The following is a 26,084-nucleotide window of genomic DNA, read 5'->3' on the forward strand; positions in this document are numbered from 1 at the left end:
GGCCTCGGACCGCGGCCTCAGGCCGACGGGTAGGGCCGGTCGCGCAGCGCGCGGGCCAGGTGCGCGGTGTTGGCCGCCAGGGTCCTCGTGGTGGAGGCGACCGCCTCGGGCACCTTCTCCAGGTCCTGGTAGTCCGTGCCCTGCATGGCCTCGCCGACCCAGTACGTCTCGGCACCGGCGGCGAGGGAGAAGCCGACGTCGTTCAAACCCTGGAAGAGGTCCGCGCCGACCTTGTGGGCGCCGTCCTCGTTGCCGACCACGCACACCGCGGCGGCCTTGCCGTAGGTGAGCTGCCGGCCCTCGTCGTCGGTCTCGGACAGCTCGCCGTCCAGCCGCTCCAGCACGCGCTGGGCGACGCTGCACGGGTGGCCGAGCCAGATCGGCGTGGAGAGCACCAGGATGTCGGCGGCGAGCATCTTCTCCCTGATCGAGGGCCACGCGTCGCCCTCTCCCATGTCGACCGCGACGCCGGACCGCACGTCGTGGTCCGCGATCCGGACCGCCTCTCCGGTGACGCCGTGTGCGTGCAGGGCCTCCAGCGTCTGCTCGGCCAGCACCTGGGAGCTGGACCGGGCCGGGGAGGGGTTGAGGGTGCAAACCAGCGCCAAAGCCTTCAAATCCGTGTTCGCCATGTCCGGTCGGCTACCCCGCTGACGGAAATGACACGTGGCGGGCGCGATCGATCGGCTCGGACGGCGCGATCAGGGCACGGACGGTGCGGACACGGTCACCGGCGGCGACCCCCGCAGGACAGCCGCGGGCAGCGCTCCCCCGCTCCCCGGCTCCCCCGAAACGCCCGGCGCCTCACCACGCGAGGTCCGCCGCCCGCACCAGCCGCGCGCCCATGTTGCGTTCCATCATCCGCAGCGCCGGCTCCGCCAGGTCGCGCTGGATGGGGGCCACCGCGTCGCGCACCACCGTGACGTCGAAGTGGCGGATGTGCGCGTCGAGGGCGGAGTAGAGCACGCACTGCTCGGTCACCTGTCCGCACAGCACCACGTGCCCGACGCCGGTCTGCTGGAGCAGGTACTCCAGAGGGGTCTGGTAGAAGATCGAGTGCCGGGCCTTCACCACGAACAGCGAGTCGGCGTCGGGCAGGACGGGCTCGACCAGCTCCGGGTGCGCGCCGCCGAGCGCGGTCTCCACCAGCTCGTCGTGGTGCGAGCGCCAGCGGCCGAAGTTGTCGTTGACGTAGACGACGTCCACGCCCGCCTCCCGTGCCGAGGCCAGCGCGCGGCGCACCCCCGGCAGGGCCTCCCGCACCGCGTTGACCAACAGCTCGGCGTCGGGGTGGTCGTAGGTGTTGATCATGTCGATGACCACGAGTGCGGACTGCCGGTCGGTACCCATAGTCCGCATGGTCGCTCCCCCCGCCCGGTGCCGCGACCGCGCCGGGGCCCCGGTACGTCTCCGGGACCTGGTCGCCGGGGCCGGACCGGTCTCCGCGGGGATGACCCGGTAGGTCAGGCGGGGCGGTCCTCGGAGATCAGGGCGAGCACGGCCGCCATGCCGCCCTCCCGCTCGGCGGCCCGCTGCCGGTCGGCGCCGGTGCCCTTGTCGAGGAAGCGCCGTACCCCGGCGGCGACCTGCTCGGCGTCGCCGGACTCCTTGAGCGCGGCCGAGGTGTGGTCGAGCAGGGCGCGCACCACGTCCGCCGCGTCGGCCTGGGTGCCGTGCCGGGGGTCCACCAGGGTTCCGGACAGCCCGTGCCGCGCGGCGTGCCACTCGGCGGCGTGCATGACGCTCGCCGGCGGGTCGAGCGCCCGTTCGGCGTGCTGCGCCTCCCGGATCGCGGTGCTGACCAGCGCCCGGGCCAGACCGGCGATGGTCACCGCGTCCTCGACGTCCAACTGCACGTCGGGGGCCCGCACCTCGAGGGTCGGGTAGCGCTCGGAGAGGCGCGCGAGCCAGTAGAGCTGCTTGCGGTCGGGGATCACACCGGTGGCCGTCAGCGCCTCGACCCGCTCGTCGTAGTCGGCGGCGTCGGCGACGAACGGCGGGGAGCCGCTGACCGGCCACCGTCCGAACACGACGGTGCGCCAACTGCTGAACCCGGTGTCCTGGCCCTGCCAGAACGGGGAGTTGCCGCCGAGGGCGAGCAGGACGGGCAGCCAGGGCCGGACCCGGCCCAGCGCGGACGCCCCCACCGAACGGCTCGGCACGGCCACGTGGATGTGCATGCCGCAGATGAGCTGTTCGTCGACCAGGCGGCGCGCCTCGGCGTGCATCTTCTGGTAGCGCCGCTCGCGGGTCACCGGCACGTCCCGCCACGCGGGCGTCGGCAGGCCGCCCACGGCGGCAAGGTGGCAGCCCGCGCGGTCGGCGGCGCCCGTGACCGCCTCCCGCAGCCGCGTCAGGTGGTCGCGGACCTCGTCCAGGCTGCCGCACACCGGCGTGGCGATCTCCATCTGGGCCTGGAGGAGTTCCCTGTCGACCTCCTCGTGTCCCAGTCCGGACTCGATCCTGGCGTCGTCGTGCACCCGCTGGGCGCACGGCGCCGGCAGACCCGTCTCCTGCTCCAGGAGCAGGTACTCCTCCTCGACGCCCAGCGTCACCTCGTCCTCTCCCATGGCCCTCGTCTACCCGCCGTTCCCGCGGGCATGGGTCTGGGGACGGCCCCGTCAGCCCGACCGGTACCGCTCGGCGCGGTCGGCCCGCAGGGCCATGCCGTGTCCCGGCTCGCCCCCGGCGCCGGGCCGCACGGCGCCGCCCGAGGGGTCCAGTCCGCCGGAGAAGAGCAGGTTCTCGATCCGCACGTGGTCGTGGAACCACTCCAGGTGGCGGAGGTTGGGCACGGCCGCCGCGGCGTGGGCGTGCAGGTGGGGGGCGCAGTGCCCGGAGACCTGCGTGCCGTGCGCCTCGGCGAGGGCGGCGACCCGCAGCCACACGGTGATCCCGCCGCAGCGGGTGACGTCGGCCTGGAGGCAGTCGACGGCGCCCGCGGCGAGCAGGTGGCGGAAGTACGGGAGCGTGTAGCCGTACTCGCCGGCGGTGACGTCGGGCAGCACGGCGGCGCGGACCTGCGCGAGGCCGGCCGGGTGGTCGGAGGAGACGGGCTCCTCGAACCAGGTGACGCCCTCCGCGTCGAGGTGCCGCGCGAGGCGGACGGCCTGCTTGGCGGTGTAGGCGCCGTTGGCGTCCACGTAGAGTTCGGCGCCCTCACCGATGGTGCGCCTGGCTCGGCTGACGCGCTCCAGGTCGCGGGCCGGCTCACTCCCCCAGGACTCGCCGATCTTGATCTTCACCCGGGGGATGCCCGACCCGGCGGTCCAGTCGCGCAGTTGGCGCTCCTGGTCCCGGTCGCCGTACGTCGTGAACCCGCCGCTGCCGTAGACGGGGACCTCGCTGCGGGCCGTGCCGAGCAGGTGGACCAGCGGCAGGCCCAGCAGGCGGGCCTTGAGGTCCCACAGGGCGATGTCCACCGCGGAGATCGCGTGCGCGGCGATGCCGGGCCGGGCGGCGTTGCGCACCGCCCGGCTCATGGCCTCGTTGGCGGCGGGCACGTCCCAGGCGGAGCGGCCGGTGACGACGCCGGCGAGGTGGTCGCGGATCACCCCTGCCGCGGCGGGCGAGCCGTAGGTCCAGCCGAGCCCCTGAGCGCCGCCGGCCCGGACGTGCGCGACCACGACGGTGGTGGCGTCCCAGGCCAGTGTCCCGTCCGCCTCGGGCATCTCGGTGGGGACGGTGAGGACGGCCGTCTCCACCGCCTGCACGACCGGCGGGTCACCGGGCGCGGGCGCCGCGCCGGCGGCCCCGGCGCCCGGCCGGCCCGCCGCGGCGCCGGCGCTCACTCCTCGTCCCCGGCCCCCGGCCGGTCGTCGCGGTGGCGGCGGCCGGGGAGCATCTCCTGGACCTTCGCCTTGAACCCCTGCTTCACCATGTCGGCGCGGTCGGGGTCGCCGTGCAGGACGGAGGAGGCCGCGGCCTCGATCTGGTCGAGCGAGGCGTGCGGGGGGATCGGCGGCACGGCCGGGTCGGTCCGGAAGTCGATGACGTAGGGCCGGTCGGCGGCCAGCGCGCGCTGCCAGGCGCCGCGCACCTCGCCGGGCTCCTCGACGCGCTCACCGCCGAGGCCGATCGACCGGGCGAAGTCGGCGTAGCGCACGTCGGGCAGGGACTGGGACGCCTCAAACTGCGGCGCCCCCTCCATGGCGCGCATCTCCCAGGTGACCTGGTTGAGGTCCTGGTTGTTCAGCACCGCGACGACCAGGCGCGGGTCGCGCCACTGCGGGTGGTACTTGGCCGCGGTGATCAGCTCGGCCATGCCGTTCATCTGCATGGCGCCGTCGCCGACGATGGCCAGCGCGGGCCGGTCCGGATGGGCGAACTTCGCGCCGATCACGTACGGCACGCCCGGGCCCATGGTGGCCAGGGTGCCGGACAGCGATCCGCGCATGGCGCCGCGCATCCGCAGGTGCCGGGCGTACCAGTTGGCCGAGGAACCGGAGTCCGCGGCCAGCATGACGTCCTCGGGCAGCAGTTCGTCCAGGGCGTGCACGACGTACTCGGGGTTGATCGGGTCGGCGTCCACCGCGGCCCGGCGCTGCATGACCTCCCACCACCGGGCGGTGTCCTTCTCGATCTTCCTCCGCCACGCGCCGTGCTTCTTCTCCTTCAGCAGCGGGATGAGCGCCTTGAGCGTCTGCGCCGCGTCGCCGACGAGGTTGACCTCGAACGGGTAGCGCAGCCCCACCATGAACGGGTCGATGTCGATCTGCACCGCCCGGGCCTGGTCCAGGTCCGGCAGGAACTGGGTGTAGGGGAAGCTGGAGCCGATGACCAGGAGCGTGTCGCAGCCCTGCATCAGCTCGTAGGAGGGGCGGGTGCCCAGCAGTCCGATGGAGCCGGTGACGTAGGGCAGTTCGTCGGACAGGGCGTCCTTGCCGAGCAGTGCCTTGGCGACGCCGGCGCCGAGCAGGTCGGCGACCTGCTCCACCTCGGCGCGCGCGCCGCGCGCCCCCTGGCCGACGAGGACGGCCACCTTCTCGCCGGCGTTGAGCACCTCGGCCGCGTGGCCGAGGTCGGCGGCCGAGGGGGTGGGGGCGTAGGAGGAGACGCCGAGGCTGGAGGGCACCATCTTGAAGGCGTGCGTCGGCGCGGAGTAGTCGAGTTCCTGCACGTCGGCGGGGATGATGACGGCGGTGACGGTGCGCCGGGCGTACGCGGTGCGCATCGCACGGTCGATGACGTTGGGCAGTTGCTCGGGGACGGTGACCATCTCGCAGAACTCGGAGGCCACGTCCTTGTAGAGGCTGAGCAGGTCCACCTCCTGCTGGTAGGAGCCGCCCATGGCGCTGCGGTTGGTCTGGCCGACGATCGCGACGACCGGCACGTGGTCGAGCTTCGCGTCGTACAGGCCGTTGAGCAGGTGGATCGCGCCGGGGCCGGACGTGGCCGCGCAGACTCCCACCTTGCCGGAGAACTTGGCGTAGCCGACGGCCTCGAAGGCGGCCATCTCCTCGTGGCGGGCCTGGACGAACTCCGGTTTGTCATCGGCCCGCCCCCAGGCGGCGAGCAGGCCGTTGATGCCGTCGCCGGCGTAGGCGAAGATCTGCTCCACGTCCCACTCACGCAGACGCTGCAGGACGTAGTCGGACACCTTGATCGACACGGGGTTCGTCCTTTCTGTCTTTCTGTGCACGGGGGTTCGGAGGGCTTGCCGGGGCTTCGGGGACCGGCCCGGAAGGGACAGGACCCGGATCAGCCACGGCCGCGCCGCGCGGTCCTCGGCCCGTTCCCCGGTGACGGCGACCGCGGCCGGTGGGCGCCGCCGCCCCGACGGGTGGAAGGTTCCGGACGGGCGGGAGGTCTTCGAGGGGCGCCTGACACCGTGACCAGGAAGGCGCCCTGGTGACGGCGAGGGCTACGGCTTCGAGCGGGCGGCCGAGGCCTGGCGGGTGTCGGCTCCGGAGCTGACGTGTCGCTCGATCACCTGGGGGCCGTGCCAGTCCAGGCACATCACCGTGGCGTCGTCTTCGAGCCGGCCGCCGGCGGCGTCCAGGACCGCGGACGTCAGCATCAGCGCGGTCTCCCGCGGGTGCAGGTCCCGTGTGCGTTCCAGCAGGGCGGGCAGGTCGACCGTCTCCGCGTGCCGTTCGAGCATGCCGTCGGTGAACATGAGCAGGCGGTCGCCGGGGCGCAGGTCGATGTCCTGGACACGGTAGGGGGGGTGGGGCGCGGGGACGGACAGCCCGAAGGGATGGTCTATCTCGCAGGTGATCGCTTCCGCGACCCCTTCGCGCATGCGCAGCGGCCAGGGATGGCCGGCGTTGACGAGCCGGGCCCGCCCGGTGTGGAGGTCGATGCGCAGCAGCTGACCGGTGGCGTGACCGGCTCCGTGGTCGGACAGGGCCTGGTCGGCCCGCCGGGCCTGCTCGGCCAGGTCGACTCCTGCGCGGCGGGCGCCGCGCAGGGCGCCCACCAGGACCGTGGCGGCCAGGGCGGCGTCGATGTCGTGGCCCATCGGGTCGGTCACGGACACGTGCAGCGTGCCGCGGTCCAAGGCGTAGTCGAAGGTGTCGCCGCTCAGGTCCTCCGAGGGCTCCAGGCTCCCGCACAGCGTGAACTGCGCGGCCTCGCAGGACAGCGACGTCGGCAGCAGCTGGTACTGGATCTCCGCGGCCAGGGTGGGCGGCCTGGAGCGTTTGCCCCAGGTGTACAGATCGGTGAACCGCCCGTTGGCGATCACGATGTAGGCCAGGATGTGGGCTGCTTCCCCGATCTCGGCGAGGACGTCCTCGCCGAGGTCGCTCGGCAGGAGCAGTTCGAGCAGCCCGATGGCATCCCCCCGGTTGGTGACCGGAACGATCACCCGCTGTTCCCGGCCGAACGCCTCCTGATGGAGCCGCTGGGTGCGGATCACCTGTTCGTAGACGCTGCCCGGGAGGGGGATACGCTCCGCTTCCCGCCCGTCCCGCCCGGCGTCGGTGGTGGACAGCCGTGCCACCGCCTTCCCCGTCAGGTCCACGATGAGGAAGGAGACCTTCGTCGCCTCGAACCGCCGCCGCAGGTCGTCCGCGACGACGTCGACGGCATCCACCGGGGCCGCGGTCTCCGCCGCCGTCAGCAGCCGGGGAAGTCCGCTGTGGCCATCTCTCACGACCGGCTCCCTTCCCCCCTCCTCCTACCAGCTTCGGAAACTTCGCGGTGGGCGTCAATCCGTGACCGGCCGCCCCGGTCTCCGGTCCCACTTCCCGGTGTCGGGGTCCGGTGGGCGGTTCCTGGCGACGTGGGTCCGACGGGGGCCCTTGTGGGTCCCGGAGGTGTGCTCAGCGGCCCAGGGCCCTGCTCAGCTCGGCCTTGGTCATGTGCGAGCGGCCCTTGACGTTGCGCTGCCTCGCCTCGTTGTAGAGCTGGTCCCTGGTCGGGCCCTGGGCGCCGGAGTGGGAGCGCCGGCCGCCCCGCCGGGAGGACGACATGTCCCGGGTGGAGGTGCGGCTGGCGGTCTTCGACTCGCCCGCGCGCGCCCGCTCCTTGTTCACCGTCCGCGCGGCGATCTCCTTCGCCCGGCCGGGCGACTCTCCGCGCTCGCGCGCGCTGTCCTTGATGTGCTCGTACTGGCGTTCGCGCTTGGCGTTCGCACCTCGGGGCATGACTGCCACCTTTCCCACTCTCGGTTCGGCACGGGCGCACCGCCCCGCCCCAGGGCCCGCGACACGGTTCGGGTGCCCACGAAGGCGGGGCGCATTCCTCCCCGAGCGGCGTGATCCGCCGAGTCGCCGTGCCGGGTCCACGGCGCCCCCAGCGGTGGGGCGCGTGGGGCCGAACGCCACTGCCGGACCGGTCCCTCGCCCGCACCCGGTACGACTGCCGGGGGCGGACGGCCGCGGCGCGCGGGGACGCGGACATCCGCGCCCCGGCGTCCGCGCGGGGGGCGCGGACGCCGGGGCGCCGATACCGTGGAGGGAGAGGGTGCGGGTCGACCAGCTCACCACGAGAAGAGGCGCCGGATCATGAGCACCGATGCGCGGACGCGGGTGCTGGGCGAGCTGATCACGGCCAGCCACCTGATGACGCTGGAGCAGGTCCCCCGCACGGTCAGCGCGTACGCGGCGCGGGCCGGGTGGCCGGGCGTGCTGATCTACGTGAGCGACCTCCAGCAGGACCAGTTGTACCTCCTGACCGGCCCCGGCGGTGCCTCGGACGACTCGGACGACTCGGGCGACTCGGGCGGGGAGGCCGAGGGCGCGCCCGCTGAGCTGGCGGTCGAGGGCACCGTGGCGGGCCGCGCCTTCCAGATCGGCGAGGTGCTGCCCGCCTCGGCGTCCTCGACCGGCCAGTGGTGGATACCGCTGCTGGACGGCAGCGAGCGCTTGGGGGTACTGCGGGTCGGCCTGCCCGGTGCGGCCGTCGAGGCCGACGCGGACGTCGGCGCGCTCGCGGGCCTGGTCGCGCTGCTGTTGGTCAGCAAGCGCGGCACCAGTGACTCGTACGGGCGGCTGGTACGCCGGCGGCGCATGGAGGTGGCCGCGGAGATGGAGTGGCGCCTCATGCCGCCGCGGACCTTCGCCGCCGACCGGGTGCTGATCAGCGCGATCATGGAGCCTGCGTACGAGATCAGCGGTGACGCCTTCGACTACGCGGTGTCCGGCGACACCGTGCACCTGTCGGTCTTCGACGCGATGGGCCACGACACCGCCGCCGGCCTCACCGCGAACCTGGCCGTGGCGACCTGCCGCAAGTACCGCCGCCAGGGCGCCGACCTCGGGCAGACCGCTGACCGGATCGAGCAGACGCTGACCGAGCAGTTCGGCACCAGTCGCTACACCACCGGCATCCTGGCCGAACTGAGCATGGCCACCGGCACGTTGTCGTGGACCAGCCGCGGCCACCACCCGCCGGTGGTCATCCGGGGCCGCCGCACCATCGTCCCCCTCGCCTGCCCGCCCGCCGGACCGATGGGCACCGGCCTGGGACTGCCCACCACGATCTGCCACGACCGGCTGGAGCCCGGCGACCGGCTGCTGTTCTTCACCGACGGCATCACCGAGGCCCGCAACGACCGGGGGGAGGAGTTCGGGCTCGACCGCCTGACCGACTTCCTGATCCGGCACCACGCCGACGACCTGTCCGTCCCGGAGACGCTGCGCCGACTGGTCCGCCACCACCTCGACTACCACGACGGACGGCTGCGCGACGACGCCACCGTCATGCTCGTCGAATGGCACGGCCCGACTCCCTACTCCCCTTCGGCACTCCAGGAACGTGTCGGGCTGCCCCCTTCCATCACGCCGGACGATCCGCTGGCCACCGCGTGGTCCACCCCGCCGCCCACCCCCGCGGGCAGCTGAACCCGGCCTCCTCGATGGGTCGGCGGCCGCCCGTGGCCGGGGCGCGGTCCGCCTGCCGAGCCCGGGTGTCCCTGTTCCCCCCACCAGGACCCATGCCCAGATGCGGTTCCCCGCGAGCGGAGGACACTGGAAAGGGGTGGCCAGCGCGCGCCACGCCCACGGCGCCGTCGGAGCGTACGGCGTTCGCCGCTCCGTGCACCTGATGTGCGCACGTGCTGTCCCAACCCACGCAGTCGACACCGAGAAGGCGAAGCGTGATGGGCGAACCGCAGAACATGAGCCTGGCCGCGGCCGTCGCGGGAGGCTACCTGATGGGCCGGGCGAAGAAGGGGCGGATGGCGCTGACCGCCGCGGCGCTCCTGGCCGGCAAGGGCATACGGCCCGGCGCTTTGCTGGCGGGCGGCGTGCGCAGGATTCCCGGCGTACCCGCGGGCCGCAAGGGCAAGGACAAGGACGGCGGAGACCGCTCCGACGGCGGCACGAAACGCGGGCACGGCGGCGGCCTGCTGCGCCACGCGGCGGGTTCCGTGGCAGGCCGCGGCGTCAGTGCCGCGGCCACAGCCCTGCACAAGCGGGCGCTCGCTCTCGGCAGCGGGGACGAGGATCAGGACGACGGTTCGAACCCCCGCCCCACCGATGCGCGACCGGACGGGGACGAGCAGGCCGAAGAGCGTCCCGACGCCGAATCCGGACCGCCGGCCGGCGAGCGGAAGCCCGGCGGGTCGGAAGAAACGCCCGCCCGCGCGAAACGGAACTCCGCGCCCGCCCGACGCCGGTCCGGCGGACGGCAGCCCGCGGACGGCAAGCCCGAGGCGAAGAAGCCCGCACAGCAGAAGAGGGCGGAGAAGGCGGCGCCGACGAGCTCGTCGTCGACGCGCGCCGCGACGGCGAGGAAGCCGCGCCCCGCCGCCACGACCGGGACCGGCAGCGGCCGACCCGGGAAGTCCACCCCGCGTACCCGACGGGAGAGGTGACCCACCCATGGCGACAGACCAGAAGCCCGAGGCGACCGAACCGGCCCCGCTGGCGCTGCTCCGGCGAGAACTGGGGCGCTACGTCAGCGCCCGCGCCAAGAAGGCGGCCCGCGCTGCCGGCGGCAAGCTGACCGACGCGACCGACCGGCTCATGGACGTCGACGAGGACAGCGGCACCGTACCGAAGGTCGGCAAGCGGGTCCTGCACGGCGAGTCGCCCGCCGCGGCGATCGCCGCCGAGAAGGGCCAGGACCTCAAGAGCGGTGTCACCGGCAAGATCAAGGACGCCGTGTCCGGGGGCGGCGGCTCGGACGGAGGTTCGGGCGGCGGCGGTTCGGGTGGCGGCGACGCGTCCATCGACGTCAAGGCCACGAACATCGTCGAGGTGATCGACGTCGGCGTCCCGCTGCGCACGGCGTACGACCACTGGACCGAGTACGAGAACTTCAGCGGTTTCACCAAGGGCGTCCGGCAGGCCGAACGGGGCGAGGAGGCCACCAGCGAGTGGACGGTCAAGGTCGGCCCGTCCACCCGGAAGTGGAAGGCCACCGTGCAGGAACAGCTTCCCGACGACCGCATCGTCTGGACGTCGGAAGGGGCGCTGGGGACCACACAGGGCGCCGTCAGCTTCCACGAGATCGCCCCGACGCTCACCAGGATCATCCTCGTCCTCGTCTACTACCCGACCGGCATCGTGGAGAAGACGGGCAACCTCTGGCGCGCCCAGGGCCGCCGCGCCCGACTGGACTTCAAGAACTTCCAGCGGTACGTGACCTTCGCCGAGGAGGAGGCCGAGGGCTGGCGCGGCGAGATCCGCGAGGGTGAGGTCGTGCAGAGCCACGAGGAGGCGATGGAGCAGGAGCAGGACGAGGGAGAGGGAGAGGATGAGGAGGAGGACACGGACGAGACGGACGAGGACGAGGACGAGACGCCCGACGAAGAGGACGAAGAGGACGATGAGGACGATGAGGACGAGTGATGATCTCCGGTGACAGCAGGGCCGAAGCGGGCCGGCACGCCTCGTCGGAGACGACGGTACGTGACGCGCGCGCTTCCGACGGCGATCCGGACGTGCTGCTCGATGTCCCCGACCTGCATGTCGACCGGATCCAGCTCGACGTGCAGGACCTACGGGCCCGGGTGGCGCTCCACGCGGAGGTGCTCGACCTGCTCAAGCTGGACGTCGGCGTGGACGCGGTGCTCGGACGGGTCCAGCTTGGCATCGACGGGGTGCAGGCCCAGGCCCTGTTGAAGGTCCGGCTCGACAACGTCGCCGAGATCATCCGCGACGTGCTGCGCACCATCGACGACAACCCGCAGATCATCGAGCAGATCACCCGCCCGGTGGGCGAGGCGGCCCGATCGGTGGGCCAGGGCGCCGGCCGCGCGGTGGGCGAGTTGGGGCAGGGCGCGGGCGAGGCGGTGCAGGACGTCGGCGCGAACGCCGGAAAGGCGGTCGGCGATGTCGGCGAGGCCGCCGGTGAGGCGGTGGACGACGCGGGCCGGGCCGCCGGCCGCGCGGTCGACGACGTCGCCGAGAGCGCCGGTGGGGCGGTCGGCGACGCGGGCGAGGCGGTGCAGGACGTCGGCGCGAACGCCGGGAAGGCGGTGGACGACGCCGGGGAAGCCGCCGGCTCCGCCGCGCGCGACGCCGCGGGCACGGCGCCGGCCGCGACCGGGGAGGCCGCCGGCACCGCGACCTCCGGCGCCGGGGACGGCAGCGGGGACCGGAACAGGGACGGGGACGACCGCCCCGACGACGGGGGCGGCGAGGGCGGCCCGGCGGAGGCCGGCCGGCACCGCGCGCCCGAGCACGCCGGCACGTCCGGACACCGCCGGCGGCCCCGTCGCCCCTCCCCCTCCCGCCACACCGCGGCCGCCCGCCGCCACGCGCGCCGGTGAGGTGCCGCGCCGAGCGGTGCGGCACCACCCCGTCCCCGCCACGGGGCGGGGACGGGCGGGGGCTACGGGGTCAGCAGGGGAAGGTGCCGCTGTAGAGGGCGTGGCCGGAGGAGGAGGTCCCGGAGCCGAACCCGTAGATCCCGTCGTCGCTCCACACCGCCTCGCGGGAGCCGGCCACGCAGGTCGAGGTCGGGGCGATCGCGAAGCCCTCCAGGTTGTCGACCGGCATGACGGTCGGGTTCGTGTACGTCACGTCCGGGACGATCGCGCCGCCGGAGCCGACCTTCAGGAAGGTGTGCGTCTCGCCGCAGGTGTTGTCGCAGGTCGCGACGATCCGCTGGGTACCCGCGTCGTAGGTCACGTCCATCACGGAGCGCTCGCCGGTGGCGACGGTGCCGAAGGTGGTGAAGGTGCCGTCCGAGTTGAGGCCGTAGACGTGCAGCGTGCCGTCCCACTCCAGGCCGGCGAAGAACAGGCCCGAACCGTGCAGCGGGTAGTTCGCGGGGTTGTAGGCGGCACCGGTGAGCGGGTCGGTCCAGCCGTTCGCGGTCAGCCAGCTGTCAGGCACGTAGCCGACGCCCTCGAAGCCCAGGTTGGCGTCGTCCTTGCTGCCGGTGTCGAGCTGCGGGAACTGCGCGGTCATGTCCCACTGGTGGATCGGCGTCAGGGTCGATCCGCTCGCGCTCGGGTCGAACTCCATGATGGTGTCCTCGGGGACCGAGTTGTCGTCGTTGTCCCGCTCCGAGGTCACGTAGAGGTGGCCGTTGGGGCCGACCGTCAGCCCCTCGGAGTCCGGCTCGCCGGAGCCGCCCGCGAACCGGATCTGCTTGCCGGTCGCGCTCCACGACGCGTCCGGGATCCACTTGCCGCCGCTCTTGACCAGCTTGAACAGCCAGTTCTTGTTCTTGGCGGCCCACAGCACGGACGGGTTCGACGGGTCGAAGGCCAGCCCGCTCAGGTCCCGGCCCTCGGGGCCGGTGGACGTGGTGAACGCGCAGACGTTGTCGGCGATCGTGACGTCCTGCCCGCCCGGCCAGGGCTGGGTGCCCGACGGCGCGGACCCCGTGCCCGAGGGCTCCTCGGGGGTGCAGCCGCTGGTCAGTGAGCCGCCGCCGCCCAGCAGTTGGCCGCCCCCGCCGCCTCCGCCTCCGCCGCTGCCCGGGCAGGAGTTGGCGGCGCCGAGCGTCGCGGTCGTGGCGGTGGCGAACCCTCCGGTGCCGTTCGCGCACCGCTGGTCCGACGGCTTGGCGCCGTCGGTCGCCCAGGTCACCGAGTCGACGGTGTCCCCGCTGCCGTCGAGCAGGAAGACCGAATCGTTGTCGCCCAGGCCGATGGTGGAGTCGAAGGTGACGTACCCGCCTGCGGGGATGCTGGTCGCGCTCGGCGAGGAGGAGGAGATCGTGGCCGCGGAGTGGCCGGTGTCCCCGTCGACGTAGCGCCAGGAGGCGAGGGAGACGGCGCTGGTGCCGCCGTTGTACAGCTCCACGGTGTCCGCGCCACTGGAGGTGACCTCGTTGATCCGCACCCTGCTCGCCGCCGGGACCGACGAGGGGCAGCCCGGGGCGTTCACGAAGCCGAACGTGGTGGCCGAGGTCTCGGTCACCCATCCACCGGTCCCGTCGCCGCCGCACCGGGCCATCGCCGGCTTAGCCTCGTCGGTGGCCCAGTCGACGCGGTCGACCACGGTGCCGCCGGAGGTGTAGAGCACCAGCGTGTCCGCGTCGCCCAGCCCCTTGGGCGAGTCGAAGGTGACGAAGCCGCCGGCCGCGATCGTGCCGGCGGACGGGCTGAACGCCTGCGGCGAGAAGCCGTTGTCGGACATCTTCCAGCCGCTGAGGCTCACCGGCGCGGAGCCGGAGTTGTACAACTCCACCGTGTCGCTGTTCGACGAGGTGACTTCGTTGATCCGTACGTTCTGGTAGCCGGCCGGGTCCGCGGCGGCCGCGGGATCGGCGGCGATCACCCCGGTGACGAGCAGTCCTGAGAGCGTCAGAGCCGAGGCGCACACTGAGGCGACGCCGGCGCGCGAGCGTGTAGTAGGCACGAGGCGGGATTCTGGCACCGCGGGCTTGCCGCGGCGTGTACTGCGGCTGAACTCCACCCGATGGGCCCGGCCGCAGATAACCGGGGCCGGGGAGGGGAAGGATGTCCGGGTGGGCGATGGCGAACTTGGGCGGAACGTCGGGCTGTTCGTGCTGATGCCGGACGCGATGGTGGTGGACGCGTGGGACGCGCTGGCCGAACGGCTCGCGCCCCTGCGGCTGGACGTCCTCGCCACGACCGCGCTGATGCTGCGGCCGCCGACGCTGGCGGCGCTCTACGCGCACGGCACCTTCAAGAAGCCGCCCGCGGCCGGGCGCCGCCCGGGGGCATGGCTGTCGTACGAACTGGGCGCACTCGACATGGCGATCCCCGCGGTCGTCCGCACCCCCTACGACGTGGACCTTCCGGGGCTGTTCGACGCCTGGAAGGGCGGCAGCTCGCACGACGGGCGGCGGGCCGGCGACCTGCGCGCGGTCTCCCCCGCGGCGCAGCGCTGCTTCTCCGTCCTGCACACGCCCGACGACGCGGCGCAGACCGCGCTCGACGTCCGCACGCTGTTCGGCGAGGCCACCGCCGCGGCGGTCGGCGGCGCCGACGCGGTCGCCCGGTGCTCCGTGGCCGACCTGCGCCGGCTGCGCATGCCGGGGATACCGCGCGGCGGTTCCGAGCCGTACGGCATGGTGCGCGGGTGTGCGGCGCGGGCGGCCGCGCTGCTCGCCTACGACCATCTGCTGGCGCCGTCGCGCCCGTGGTCCCGGTTCGCCGACCGGTGCGCCTCGGCGGCCGGGTCGGCGGAGCCGTGGTCCGTCGCCGTGGCGGGGCTGGCGGCGGAGCTGCCGCCCGCCCCGCGGCCCGCCGGACCGGGCACGATGGCCGGAACCCGTCCCCGGGCCGCGCTCCACGACGCGCTGGCCGCGCTGCTCGACCCGGCGTCCTACCGGCCGGAGACCAGCCAGGTCGTGGAGCGGGCGTTCGACGACAACGACCTCTTCCTGGACGGCTGGGAGCGCCACATGCTGCGGGTCGCCCTCTCCTTCCACACGGTCTGAGCCGGCCACAAAGTCCCAGCCGCCGCACGGTCCGGGCCGGCGGGGGCGCGATCGGTCGGCGACCGGCGCTAGGGCCTGTCCGGCGGATCGTGCCGGTCGAGCTCGCGGCGTCCGGTGCCGTACATCGCAAGGCGGAGAAACATCCTCGTACCGGGTCGTACATGGATGATTCGACAACGCAGGGAGGTGCGGTGCCGGGCGCCGCGAGCCCGGCAGGATCCGCCGGACAGGGCCTAGTCGGCAACCGGGACCGGCGGCGCGGTGAAGACCCGGCCGCTCGGATCGCCGGGCAGGCGGGTCGGCACCACGCCGCTGACGTCGACCTGGAGCGCGAGGGCCACGTCGTCGTCGAAGCCCGCCGCGACCAGTTCGCGGGCCGAGACGCAGTCGGCCAGGACGGCGGGCCCGGGCGAGCGGGCGGCCCCGGCGGCGACCTGCGCCTCGGGCGAGAGGGTGCGGCCCTCCTGGGCGAGCCGGTCGCAGATCACGCCCGCGCCGATCCAGTCCTCCAGCGAGGGGCGCATGCCCTCGACGTGCGGCTGGGTGGAACTCCAGTGCTCGCCGCACGCGACCACCGTCACGCGCCGTGCCACCTGCTCGTCGAGGAGCCGGGCGACGGCCCGCGCGCAGGCGGTCGCGTTGCGCAGCCCGCCGACCAGCAGCGCGGGGGCCGCGGCGGCGGCGCCGGCGGCCGCGGCGCCGTTGAGCGAGGTGAACAGCACGCGCTGCCCCGGCTCCGCGTGCAGCAGGCTCTGCGGGGAGAGCGAGACCTGGCCGGGCGGGACCCGGCGCCGTTTGCTCAGCGGCCGGGCTCCCATGCTGTCCGCGGCGGCCTGCAACCCGCCCATGGCGTCGATCTCGGCGCCGCTGTAGACGTGGCAGGTGAAGTCGCGCGAGACCGCGACGTCCAGCGTGGTGGAGAACGACAGCACGTCCACCACGACCACCGCGTCCCCCCGCTCGGCCGCCAGCCGGGCGCCCAACGGCCCCCACTCGACGTGGACGTGCTGATCCGGCCAGGGATCGAAGGAAGACGGGGCACCAACGTCGGTCATGGACTCGGCATCCTCAACTGCGGAAGGGGGGCGTGCGCAGGGCACCGGGCCCGCTGAGCCTAGGGGGTGGCCGTGACCGGTCGGGTGTTCTCGGCCACCGTCAGCGCGGCCTGGCGTTCGGCCAGGTCACGGTCCTGGGCCCGGGAGATCTGGCGGCGGGTGTACACCTTGGTGCGCTGCACGAAGTCCAGGTCCGGCAGGTCGGCCGCCGGAATCCCGTGCAGCTCCGGCAGGTCGGAGTAGTGCACCGAGACGTAGGGGACGCCGGCCGCCTCCGCCCGTTCCAGGACCGGACGGCCGAGGTTGCCGGCCACGCCCCACTCCGCCGACCCGTCGACGGCCTCCCCCAGGACCTCGACCGCCCGCCACACGCTCGGGTGCAGCTTCATGTCCTGGTCCTGGCGGGAGGTGCCGGTCAGCAGGGACGACAGGTCGTTGAGCCCGAGCATCAGGTTGGACGCGCCCATGGACACGAACTTCGCGGCGTCCAGCAGGGCCGACGGGATCTCGATCATCGACCCGAAGCGGTTCGGCCACCCGACCCGCTCCAGGACGTCGGTGGCGAAGCCGAGGTCGGCGGCGTCGCGCACGAACGGCATGAGCACGTGGAGGTGGGGGTGGTCGGCGGCCACCTCGGCGAGCACCCGCAGTTCCGTCTCGAACGCCTCGGGGAGTTCCAGCGCGCGGCGCAGCCCGCGGCGGCCCTTCATGAAGTCCGCCTCGTGGTAGATCCGGTCGACGCCGTCGAGGGTGTTCGCCTCCTGGGTGGTGAACTCCGACGTCCGGTACCACAGCGGACGGTCGCCGCACGCCGCGGCCACCGCGCGCAGGTAGTCCGCCAGCGCGGTGCGGGCCTCGGGCCGGGTGATGAACTGCCCGCGGTGGCGCAGCACGTACTCGCTGCGGATGAGCCCCACGGCGTCGAACAGCTCCGCGACCGCCGGGGGCGGGATCTCGCCACTGAGGGTGAGGCGCTGGCGCATGGTCGTCCTCCAAGCGGTAGGGGTCCTGCTCAGTGGTGGTAGAAGTAGGCGTCGCCGACCGGGGTCCACTCCAGGGCGGCGAAGAAGCGGTCGGAGCCCGATCCCGGTTCCAGCAGCGCGGCGGCGCCGGCGCCGCCGGCCACGGCCCGCACGCAGGCGCGGGCGACCCCGGTCCGGCGCCGTGCCGGGTCGCTGACGACGGAGCACACCAGTCGGCGGGCACCGGTGGCACCGAGCGGCGCCATCAACTGCTGGGCGCTGGCGCAGCCGGCGAGTTCGGTGCCCTGCCCCCGTCCGGCGTGCCGCCAGTCGGCGGCCGAGCGGGCGGAGGGCGGCAGCGGTGTCAGCCCGGCCGCCGTCCACAGGCCGGTCATCCGCTCCCAGCACGGACGGTCCGGCGTCTGCGTCCACACGCCTTGCGGGGGCGCCTCGGCGCCGGGCCCGCCCCAGACCGCCAGCCGGACCGGCTGCGGGGCGCGCCGCGCCGGGACCGGCAGGGGCGCGCCGAGGCTGAGCAGCCGGGTGCCGGTGAACAGCAGGCTGCCGACCCACGCCGCGCCGGCGGCGCCGAGCAGGTCGGGCCACACCAGCAGCGAGCGCTGGTGGGACTGGATGCCCGGCAGGCCGTGCAGCCAGCAGCCGGGGGGTGCGGCAGCCGGCGCCGGCACCGGCGGGCGGGAGACATGCGCACCGGGCATGGTCACTCCCCCAGCAGCGCGAAGATCTGCCGCTCGTCGAGCGCGGCGTACTGTTCCTCGGACAGCAGGCCGAGTTCCGCCAGCAGCGCGCCGGCGCGCTTCCTGGCCGCCTCGCCCGCCGCCGCGAGTCCGCCGGCGGGGTGGTGGCGGTCCAGGAGGTGCCGCGAGTCCTTCAGGTGCATCGTCTCGTCGCGGCAGACGTAGTGGAAGGCGGTGGCCGTGCGGGTGTCGCCGCGTCGGCGCGCCTCGCGCTCCAGGGCGCGCATCGGGCCGATGATGCCGAGTTCGCCGAAGAGGGTGATCTGGGTCCAGGCGTCCCAGCCGGCCATGGCCCCCCGCACCCGTATCCCGATCATGCTGCACGCGTAGCGGTACGGGTCGGTGCCGTCCTCGGCGAGCAGGGCGTGGCCGATCGCGGCGTGCCGGGCCTCGTCCCAGGCGAGCCGGGCGAGGTGGCGCAGGACTTCCAGCGGGGCCTCCTCCACCAGGTCGAACAGCGCGAGGGCGAAGGTCTCCAGGGCGTCGATCTCGTCGCGGTTGATCCGCAGCAGCTCCACGCGGTCGTCGTCGTAGGCGGACCCGGAGGACGTCCAGTCGTCGGCCCTGCGGTAGTCGCGGGTGTGCTCGAAGAGCCGGAAGCGGGCGTCGCGCGCGCCCATGGCCGGCCGCCCGACCCGGAGAGCCGATCCGGCCGCGGGGGGTGGGGCGGGGGTGTCGCCGTAGGTGTCGGTGAGCCAGCCGAAGGCGTCCCGCAGGTCGGCCAAGGCCCGGCGGCGGACGCGCTCGGTGGGGCCGTCGAGCAGCGGGTCGAAGCCGGCGGCCGCGAAGCGGTCGGCCAGCGGGCCGCACCAGCGGTGGAGCAGCGCGGGCGGACGGTCCGCGGGCGGCAGGGCCAGGTCGGCGGCGAGCCGGTCGGCCAGCGGCTCCGGGAGGGTGCGGTCCGGGGCGGAGCCCAGTTCCGCGAGCCGCTCCTCGATCGCCGCGGCCACCTCCGTCAGGGTGAACAGGGCCTCGCCGAGCGCGAGTTTGACCTCGAAGTCCGGCAGGTCGAGGATGCTCGCCGCGACGATCCGGGCGGTGGCCCACACCTCGCGGCCCAGCCGCCGCAGCGCGGCGAGTCCGGCGTCCGGATCGGTGTCCGGAAGGGGCGCGAACCGCGGCGGCCAGGGAAGCTGCGGTGCCATCAGCCGATCACCTCCCGGGCCGCCTCGGCCAGGTGGCCGGCGGCCCGCTCGACGTCCTCGGGCGGTTCGATGCCGACGCTCACCCGCGTGAAGCACTCGCCCAGACCGGTGTTGAGGGTGTCGCGCCCGTACGCCCGGCAGGTGGTGCGGGTCCAGCCGAAGCCGGCCCTCACCCCGGGGGCGCCCGTGCGCCGCGCCCAGTCGGCGACGATCGCGCGGTGCGCCTCCTCGTGGTCGCCGCCGCGGCCCTCCGGCAGGCGGACGAAGACCATGCAGCCGGACGCGCCGGCGAGCACCGCCCGGGCGGTCAGGTCGTCCCGGCCCGCCGCGCCGCTGGTGGCGTCGGTGACGAGCAGGTCGGGCGCCAGGCGGGAGAGGGTGCCGGCGAACCGCTCCCGGCGGGCGGCGTGGATCGCCAGGCGGCGCCGGCACGCGGCGACCTCGGCCGGGCGCAGGCGGTGCAGGGCCCGGCCCTGGAGCTGCTGGCCGGTCCTGCGCGCGCACAGCCTGGCCTGCGCGGCCCACTCGTCCCAGCCGTAGACCACGCCGGCGCCGGCCTGGCGGGTGAGGTACTTCATGCCGGACTCGACGTAGAGCACGTGCGGACCGGTCAGCAGCGCCGACGGCCGGACGCCGTGGCCGAGCGCCGAGCAGTCGAGCACGGTGCGCACGCCGGCGTCCCGCAGCGGTTCGAGGACCGGGACGTCGCAGCGCGGGCCGTTCAGGGCGAGTTCGGCCAGCGCGAGGGCCGGGCGGTGCTCGCCCACGGCGTCCGCCACGGCCTTCGGGTCGCGCAGGTCCGCCGCGACGATCCGCACCCCCCAGGGCGCGTAGAGCCCGTCGAGCAGGTCCCGGCTCTCGAAGTACATCCGGTCGTGGACCAGCATGCGGTCGCCGGGCCGGAGCCCGCTCGCCCGGACGGCGACGTCGAGCGCCGACATGCCGGCGTTGACGAGCACCGCCTGCTCGCTGCCGAACGCCTCGGCGGCGACCCGCTCGGCCCTGCGCCGCCGGCCGTTCTCGTAGCTGTCCCAGTACGACCGGTCGCTGCGGCCCTCCTCCTGGGCCGCGGCGTCGTCCCAGAACTCGCGCATGGAGTGGTAGGCCGCCGCGGGTTCGAAGGACGCGTCGAGGTGCGCGGCGAGCCGGTCGCGGGCGGCCCGGTAGCCGTCGAGCGCGTCGCCGAAGGGGGCGCCGCCCGCGGCCAGCGCGGCGAGTCCGGGCGGCGCGGGCAGCCGTTCGTGCCGGTACTCCGCCAGCAGGCCGGCGGCGAGGCCCGCCAGGTGCGCGGCGCTGTCGGTGGCGGCGGGGTCGGTGGCGGCGGGGTCCGTGGCGGCGGGGTCCGTGGCGGCGCTGGCACCGCCGCGTGCGGCGCTCACCGGTCGACCACGAAGAGCGTGTAGGGGAAGGGCATGCCGGGCACGTCCCGCCGGACCTGCTCGGCGGTGACGGTGCCGTAGTGGCCGAGCAGGTCGCGCCACCCGTCGACGGTGCGGTGCTGCGGGACGCAGGGGACCTCGAAGGTGTTGAGGCAGCGGTTGAAGAACTCGTCCACGTACAGGTGGAAGTCCTCGTCGTTGTCGGCGTCGAGGCAGTTCTCCACCACGACCCAGCGCTCGGCGTCGAGTTCGGCCGCCGCGTCGAGCAGCGCGACCACGTCGGGTTCGTGGTGCAGCACCGTGCTCATCAGCAGGCAGGCGTACGGCCCGGCGGGCAGTGCCAGGTCCGGCGGCACGTCGTGCACCGGGAAGGGCAGTTGCGACCAGTCGGTCTCGTAGGCGTAGGAGCGTTCGCAGCCGGTCAGCGCCTGCGACGCCAGGCCGTGGCGGAGCAGGGCGCGGCCGACGGTGAAGTCGCCGCCGAGCACGTCCAGCAGCGGACCGTGCAGGTGCTCGCCGAGCCAGCGGGCGAGGAAGTCGGAGCGCTCCTCGGCGAAGACCCGGTTCCACTCCGCCCGTACCCCACTGTCGGACAGCACGGTCGCGGTCGGGCCGAAGCCCTCCCGGTCCAGCAGGAGCCGTACCAGCCGGGCCGTTCCGGCCGGGTCCGGTACGTCGAATCCGCCGCGGCGCCAGATGTCGGTCATGCGCTCCTCGAAGACGTCGAGGAGTTTCTCGCTCGGCCGTGGCTCCGAGGACTCCTGAATGTCGATCGCGGTCATCGGTCGTCAGGCCGTGAGAGCCAGGCGGGAGGGCTGCGCGATGGCCGCGACGACCTCGTCGACCAGCCGGTCGGCCAGTCCGTCGTCGAGGTCGCGGTCGATCTCGTGCAGGAAGCCCAGCACGTAGTCGACGGTGCGGCGGTCGTAGGGCCAGCCGAACTTGGTACACAGGGTCAGCGCGGCGAAGTCCTCCGGGTGCGCGATGCCGGACGCCCACTCGCCGTACTCGCGCATGGTGCGGGACAGCATCGCGTCGGACTCCCTGGTGAAGCCGCCGGTCTCGGCGAACACCCGCGCGGCGAACTCCTCGGCGAACTCCGGGTCGGCGAAGCGGGCCAGGCTGGCGCGCAGCGCGGTCTCGCGGGGCGAGTCGGCGACGTGGCCGCCGACCCGCAGGTCGAGGGCGCACTCCACCGAGGTGTGCCCGAAGTCGCGTTCGAGGTGCGCGCGGGTGTCGTGGTCGCGGGGGTCCCGCTCGGCCAGGCCGGAGCGCAGGGCGGTGTCGATGAAGCGGTCCATCCGGTCGACCGCCAGGTGCATCTCCTGGTAGGCCCAGCCGATGCGCTGCGGGGTGGGGGTGAGCGTCGGACCGTAGTGGATGACCCAGTCGGTGATGATGTGGCCCTCGATCAGCTTGGCGGCGCGGCCGGCGGGCTGCTCCTCCTCAGGCCGGTCGACGGTCGCCCTCAGCCGGCCGTACGCCCACTCGTGGCAGTGCGCCAGGTTGGGGAAGAGGGCCAGCGCGGCGTCGTCCTCCCATACTTCGGAGCCGGCGGTGGCCGCGTGCTCCACGACGGCGAGGTGACCGATGATGTCCATGCGACGTCCTTTCGGTGGTCCGGGTGCGAATCGTGTGGTGTGCGCCGCAGCCGATCGGTGCTTCCTGCCGGAGGGGCCTTCAGGACAGGCGCGGCTCGGGGGGCTCGGGCGAGAGCGGTTCGGTGCCGGCGTGGCGCCGCCAGGCGTCTCGCAGCACCCCGACGTGCCGGTCGAGCGCTTCGGGCGCAAGCTGCGGGGTGAAGCGGACCTCGCGGTACCAGTCGCCGAAGGAGGGCTCCAGCAGCGGCAGGTAGCGCAGCCGCCACTTCCAGCGGCTGATGGACAGGCCGTGGTGGAAGATCAGCCCGTCGGCGAGGCTGTCGGCGGCCCAGCAGAGTTTGAGGTAGGCCTCGTCCGGGCGGCCGACCCGCAGGCTCGCGGGGATGCCCTTGGTCGCGTCCCGGACGTTGACCAGGGCGCAGTCGCGCTTGAACGCCTGGTAGGTGCGCCACGGTACGGCCGAGCGCACCTCCCGCAGCCGCTCGGCGCCGTGTGCGGGCACGCCGCAGCGCAGCGCGTGGAAGAGGTCGGTGCCGACCTTGACGTCCAGTCCGCCGACCCGGGTGAAGTCGGCCTCGACCGCGTCGGCGTCGCGGATGCCGTCGCCCAGGGCCCGGCAGGCGGCCAGCACGCGGTCCTCGGGCCACACCTCGATGTCGATCTCCTCGCCGCCGGCGTCGAGGTAGCTCATGGCGTAGCCGTTGGCCAGTTGTTCGGTGCGCCGCTCCGGGTGCCGCCTCTCGGCGAAGGACCGGAAGCGGTCGTCGTACGGGGTGAGGAGGACCAGGTCGACGTCCCCGCCGCTGGTCTCGAAGGGCAGCACGCTGGACCCGGTGACCAGGAGGACCTCCCCGTCGCGGCAGCCGGTGCGCTCGGCGAACCGGCGCCCCTGGGCGAGGGCGGCCTCCAGGCGGTCGGTGACGGTCATACGGCGGCCTGCGCGTCTGCCTCGGCGTCCACCTCGGTGATGCCGTGCTCCGCGCGCCAGAGCGGGTCGTAGATCGTGGAGGTGTACCGGCTGCCGCCGTCCGGGAGCATGACGACGATCGTGGCCGGCGGCCCGGTCAGCGTGCCGGCGTACCGCACCGCCGCGGCCACCGCGCAGCCGGACGACCCGCCGACCCACAGCCCTTCCTCGCGCTGGAGGCGCAGGCACATGCGGACGGAGTCCCGGTCCTCCACGTTGATCGCGTGGTCCACCAGGGACAGGTCGAGCAGCCCGGGCACGAAGTCGCCCCCGATGCCCTCGACGAGGTACGGGCCCGGCCGCGCGTGTCCGCCGCGGGCCCGGGAGGCGAGGATGCTTCCCACGGGGTCGGCGAGCACGAGCTGCGCGCCGGGGACGGCGGCCCGCAGCGCCCGGCCGACGCCGGTGAACGTGCCGCCGGTGCCCGCGCCGCTGACGAAGGCGGCGATGGCGCCGCCGGTCTGCCGGACGAGTTCGGGGCCGGTGGTCAGCTCGTGGGCCTCGGCGTTCCAGGGGTTGTTGAACTGGTCGACGTAGTAGGAGTCGGGGGTTCCCTCGGCCAGGCGGCGGGCGGTGTTGATGAAGGACCGGGGGCTGTCCGGTGGGACGTCGTAGGGGCAGCGGATGACCTCGGCCCCCCAGGCGCGCATCATCGCCTCCTTCTCCGGGCCCATCTTGCTGCTCATGGTGGTGACGAGGCGGTAGCGGCCGGCCGCGGCGGCGGCCAGGCCGACACCGGTGTTGCCCGCGGTGGCCTCGACCAGCGTGCTGCGCCCCGGGACGAGGAGTCCTGCCTCCTCGGCCCGCCGGACGATGTGGTGGCCGATCCGGTCCTTGACCGACCCGGCGGGGTTCATGAACTCGCACTTGGCCAGCAGTCGGTGCCGCAACCCGGCGCCGATGGAGGCGAGTTCGACGATCGGGGTGGTGCCGGTCGCCCGGTGGGCGGCGCTGCCGCCCGTGGTGGGCAGGGTCTCCGCAGCGGTCATGTCGGTCACTCGCTTCCCGCGGGGTCGGAATCGTGGCGAGGGTCTGGGGCGGGGTGGGGAGGGAGGTCCGGGTCGGGGTGGGAGCCCGGATGGGGAACGGGGCGGGGGCCGGTGGGGCGCACGCTCACACCGCGGGCGCGGACCGGGCGGCGGGCCAGCGCGGGGGCGGCGGATGGCCGGCGGTGAACCGGGAGATCTCCAGCGGGTAGCCGAAGCGCACGGGGTCGGCCGAGACCTCCGCGAGGGTGGCCATGACGTCGGCCATCTCCTCCTCGCCGACCCCGGCCCACACCTCGCGCAGCCAGCCGCGCAACCACTCCAACACCTCGGGTTCCTCGGTGAGTCGGAACTTCAGCGCGAGGCCGCGCAGGTGCATCTCGTCCGGCTCGGTGGAGCGGGTGAGCGCCCCGCAGTAGCGGTAGGGCTGGGTCTCGATGGGCTTGCTCGGGGTGATGACGTGCTCGGCGACCAGGTCGGTGACCCAGGCGAGGTCGGCCGCGGTGCGGCCGGCCGCCGCGCGGACCCGCTCGTGCAGCGCGCCGAGGTCGCGGCGGTCGGCCAGCCACTGGTCGATGGAGTACTCGACGATGGTGTGGGCCCAGCCGCGGCGGCTGTCGCGCTCCAGGCCCGGGCGGCGCCAGCCCCGCTCCTCGGCGCGGGTGTGGAACTCGTCGTAGCGGCGGGCGACCAGCCCCATGCGCAGATAGGCCCAGCCGCTCTTGCGGACGTGGCCGCGCCAGTGGGCGCCGTAGTGCACGACGGCGTCGCCGAGCATGTGGGCGAGCACGAGTTCCGCGCGCTTGCCCTGGCCGGCCAGGGACCACGCGTCGTTGTAGCCCCAGTCGTGGCAACTGATCAGGTCCGGCAGCATCGTCGTCATGCCGAGTTCGCCGGCCGCCAGGTCGACGTCGGGAAAGGCTCCCGACTCCGCGAGGCTCACCAGGTGTCCCAGGACGAACATGGGTCATCGGTTCCTTTCGCCCGCGTGCGCGGCGGCCGGTACCGATAACGACCGGGATAATCGGTGCTGCGTTCCGCCGGCCGGGGAAGGGAACTCCCGGCGGGCTTTGTCCGGCACATCTCGGCGAGCGCCGGTTCGTCCCGGCGGGCCTATTCGGAGTGACTTACATACCATCCGATAATCTCCCTCCGTCACCAAGGTGACTCGGTTCTTCACATCCGAACCTGGGGACCGCCGAAGACCGGCGTGCTGGTATGGCAAAGCGAGGGCGCCATCGCAATGGACGCCCGAGGAACGTTAACCGACCACTGATCGCCCGTCAACAGAACCTTTTGGTGGCCGAAAAACATGTTTCCCCAGCCCATGTCTCATGTGGAGCGGCCAGAACTGGGCATGGTTCCTCTTCATGAACGCTGATCTGTCTCAGCGGCTGGTACCGGACGCCATGTGGGACCTGGTCGTGCCGCTGCTCCCCCCGTTCACCTCCCGTCCGCAGGGCGGCGGCACCGCGCCGCTGGGCGAGCGGGCGGTGTTCACCGCCGTGGTGTACGTCCTGACCAGCGGGTGCGCCTGGCGGCACCTGCCGCAGGCGTTCGGTGTCTCACCCGCCACCGCACACCGCCGGTTCGCCTCCTGGACCACCGCCGGGCTGTGGCGCCGGCTGCACCAGGCCGTGCTGCGCGACCCCGGTGCGCGCGGCGAGTCGGGCTGGACGGAGGCCGTGGTCGACGCCGCCGCGGCAAGGGCACAGGAAAGGCATCCGACCGGAACAGAACAGGACCGACTCGGATGACGCCTGTGGAAAACCGTGAAATCCGGGTACGGACCGTTCGGACACCGCTTCCCCGCCATCCGGCACCCGTACGAAAGCAGCCACTTCCCCGCGTTCACCGTCCCGAGACCGCCCTGAAGTGCCGTAGAACGCGCCGGGAACGCACCACGTGAGACATCCTTCATGCCTTGACGGGCCCCCGATCAGCCTGGCAGGGTGTGGTACTCGTCAGGCCGC

24 protein-coding genes are annotated in these 26,084 nt (G+C 73.8%); 6 read left to right on the plus strand and 18 right to left on the minus strand.

The genetic code is table 11. From position 1 onward, the window contains the following. Positions 1-17: 17 nt before the first annotated feature. The 7 genes from RVR_RS01670 to RVR_RS01700 all read right to left on the minus strand — a co-directional run bounded on the left by RVR_RS01670 (position 18) and on the right by RVR_RS01700 (position 7,592). On the minus strand, positions 18-632 hold the full coding sequence (locus RVR_RS01670) for a flavodoxin family protein (protein WP_202232075.1): 615 nt from the start codon (positions 630-632) through the stop codon (positions 18-20). A gap of 172 nt (positions 633-804) precedes the next feature. Next, positions 805-1,350, minus strand: coding sequence for a cysteine hydrolase family protein (locus tag RVR_RS01675; RefSeq protein WP_202232076.1), 546 nt, complete (start codon positions 1,348-1,350; stop codon positions 805-807). A 113-nt stretch (positions 1,351-1,463) separates the two neighbouring features. Then, entirely contained in the window at positions 1,464-2,570 is a 1,107-nt protein-coding gene (locus RVR_RS01680; protein ID WP_202232077.1) for a carboxylate-amine ligase, read from the minus strand. Between the two features lie 51 nt (positions 2,571-2,621). Then, positions 2,622-3,671, minus strand: coding sequence for an enolase C-terminal domain-like protein (locus tag RVR_RS01685; protein ID WP_202238307.1), 1,050 nt, complete (start codon positions 3,669-3,671; stop codon positions 2,622-2,624). 116 nt (positions 3,672-3,787) lie between these two features. Next, positions 3,788-5,611, minus strand: coding sequence for a thiamine pyrophosphate-requiring protein (locus tag RVR_RS01690; protein ID WP_202232078.1), 1,824 nt, complete (start codon positions 5,609-5,611; stop codon positions 3,788-3,790). Positions 5,612-5,863: 252 nt separating this feature from the next. Beyond that, positions 5,864-7,099: a PP2C family protein-serine/threonine phosphatase gene (locus tag RVR_RS01695; RefSeq protein WP_430393091.1), complete on the minus strand. Its 1,236-nt coding sequence runs from the start codon at positions 7,097-7,099 to the stop codon at positions 5,864-5,866. Between the two features lie 169 nt (positions 7,100-7,268). Beyond that, a complete protein-coding gene (locus tag RVR_RS01700; protein ID WP_202232079.1) occupies positions 7,269-7,592 on the minus strand; it encodes a plasmid stabilization protein in 324 nt (107 codons plus the stop codon). Positions 7,593-7,952: 360 nt separating this feature from the next. On the opposite strand from RVR_RS01700, the gene RVR_RS01705 reads away from it, so the two are divergent. The 4 genes from RVR_RS01705 to RVR_RS01720 all read left to right on the plus strand — a co-directional run bounded on the left by RVR_RS01705 (position 7,953) and on the right by RVR_RS01720 (position 12,166). After that, entirely contained in the window at positions 7,953-9,290 is a 1,338-nt protein-coding gene (locus RVR_RS01705; RefSeq protein WP_237404508.1) for a PP2C family protein-serine/threonine phosphatase, read from the plus strand. Between the two features lie 257 nt (positions 9,291-9,547). Beyond that, a complete protein-coding gene (locus tag RVR_RS01710; protein WP_202232080.1) occupies positions 9,548-10,264 on the plus strand; it encodes a hypothetical protein in 717 nt (238 codons plus the stop codon). Positions 10,265-10,271: 7 nt separating this feature from the next. Then, positions 10,272-11,243: an SRPBCC family protein gene (locus RVR_RS01715; protein WP_202232081.1), complete on the plus strand. Its 972-nt coding sequence runs from the start codon at positions 10,272-10,274 to the stop codon at positions 11,241-11,243. Beyond that, on the plus strand, positions 11,243-12,166 hold the full coding sequence (locus RVR_RS01720; RefSeq protein ID WP_202232082.1) for a hypothetical protein: 924 nt from the start codon (positions 11,243-11,245) through the stop codon (positions 12,164-12,166). The genes RVR_RS01715 and RVR_RS01720 overlap by 1 nt, the downstream gene beginning before the upstream one ends. A 70-nt stretch (positions 12,167-12,236) precedes the next feature. Here the strand turns inward: RVR_RS01720 and RVR_RS01725 are convergent, their stop codons facing one another. Then, the gene (locus tag RVR_RS01725; RefSeq protein WP_237404509.1) at positions 12,237-14,210 is read right to left on the minus strand and encodes a lamin tail domain-containing protein; all 1,974 of its coding nucleotides are present in this window, start codon (positions 14,208-14,210) and stop codon (positions 12,237-12,239) included. 109 nt (positions 14,211-14,319) lie between these two features. On the opposite strand from RVR_RS01725, the gene RVR_RS01730 reads away from it, so the two are divergent. After that, a complete protein-coding gene (locus RVR_RS01730) occupies positions 14,320-15,258 on the plus strand; it encodes a hypothetical protein (RefSeq protein WP_202232083.1) in 939 nt (312 codons plus the stop codon). 233 nt (positions 15,259-15,491) lie between these two features. On the opposite strand, the gene RVR_RS01735 is transcribed toward RVR_RS01730, so the two are convergent. From RVR_RS01735 to RVR_RS01780, 10 genes are all read right to left on the minus strand, one after another. Continuing rightward, a complete protein-coding gene (locus RVR_RS01735; protein ID WP_202232084.1) occupies positions 15,492-16,313 on the minus strand; it encodes a 2-phosphosulfolactate phosphatase in 822 nt (273 codons plus the stop codon). 59 nt (positions 16,314-16,372) lie between these two features. Next, entirely contained in the window at positions 16,373-17,296 is a 924-nt protein-coding gene (locus RVR_RS01740; protein WP_202232085.1) for a putative PEP-binding protein, read from the minus strand. A 29-nt stretch (positions 17,297-17,325) separates the two neighbouring features. Further along, positions 17,326-17,994: a hypothetical protein gene (locus RVR_RS01745; protein ID WP_202232086.1), complete on the minus strand. Its 669-nt coding sequence runs from the start codon at positions 17,992-17,994 to the stop codon at positions 17,326-17,328. Between the two features lie 2 nt (positions 17,995-17,996). Beyond that, positions 17,997-19,178 carry a hypothetical protein gene (locus RVR_RS01750; protein ID WP_202232087.1) on the minus strand — a complete coding sequence of 394 codons (1,182 nt, stop codon included), beginning with the start codon at positions 19,176-19,178 and terminating at the stop codon, positions 17,997-17,999. After that, on the minus strand, positions 19,178-20,557 hold the full coding sequence (locus tag RVR_RS01755; RefSeq protein WP_202232088.1) for a PLP-dependent transferase: 1,380 nt from the start codon (positions 20,555-20,557) through the stop codon (positions 19,178-19,180). The genes RVR_RS01750 and RVR_RS01755 overlap by 1 nt, the downstream gene beginning before the upstream one ends. Beyond that, positions 20,554-21,339: a hypothetical protein gene (locus RVR_RS01760; protein ID WP_202232089.1), complete on the minus strand. Its 786-nt coding sequence runs from the start codon at positions 21,337-21,339 to the stop codon at positions 20,554-20,556. Before RVR_RS01760 ends, RVR_RS01755 begins: the two co-directional genes overlap by 4 nt. A gap of 6 nt (positions 21,340-21,345) precedes the next feature. Next, complete coding sequence (locus tag RVR_RS01765; protein ID WP_202232090.1) at positions 21,346-22,158, minus strand: hypothetical protein; 813 nt, start codon at positions 22,156-22,158, stop codon at positions 21,346-21,348. A gap of 79 nt (positions 22,159-22,237) precedes the next feature. Further along, the gene (locus RVR_RS01770; RefSeq protein WP_202232091.1) at positions 22,238-23,086 is read right to left on the minus strand and encodes a hypothetical protein; all 849 of its coding nucleotides are present in this window, start codon (positions 23,084-23,086) and stop codon (positions 22,238-22,240) included. Then, positions 23,083-24,114: a PLP-dependent cysteine synthase family protein gene (locus RVR_RS01775; RefSeq protein WP_202232092.1), complete on the minus strand. Its 1,032-nt coding sequence runs from the start codon at positions 24,112-24,114 to the stop codon at positions 23,083-23,085. The genes RVR_RS01770 and RVR_RS01775 overlap by 4 nt, the downstream gene beginning before the upstream one ends. A gap of 124 nt (positions 24,115-24,238) precedes the next feature. Further along, the gene (locus tag RVR_RS01780) at positions 24,239-25,075 is read right to left on the minus strand and encodes a hypothetical protein (protein ID WP_202232093.1); all 837 of its coding nucleotides are present in this window, start codon (positions 25,073-25,075) and stop codon (positions 24,239-24,241) included. Between the two features lie 406 nt (positions 25,076-25,481). On the opposite strand from RVR_RS01780, the gene RVR_RS01785 reads away from it, so the two are divergent. After that, positions 25,482-25,868: a transposase gene (locus RVR_RS01785; protein WP_202232094.1), complete on the plus strand. Its 387-nt coding sequence runs from the start codon at positions 25,482-25,484 to the stop codon at positions 25,866-25,868. Positions 25,869-26,084 lie beyond the last annotated feature (216 nt).

The organism is Streptomyces sp. SN-593 (assembly GCF_016756395.1).
Taxonomy (GTDB): Bacteria; Actinomycetota; Actinomycetes; order Streptomycetales; family Streptomycetaceae; genus Actinacidiphila; species Actinacidiphila reveromycinica.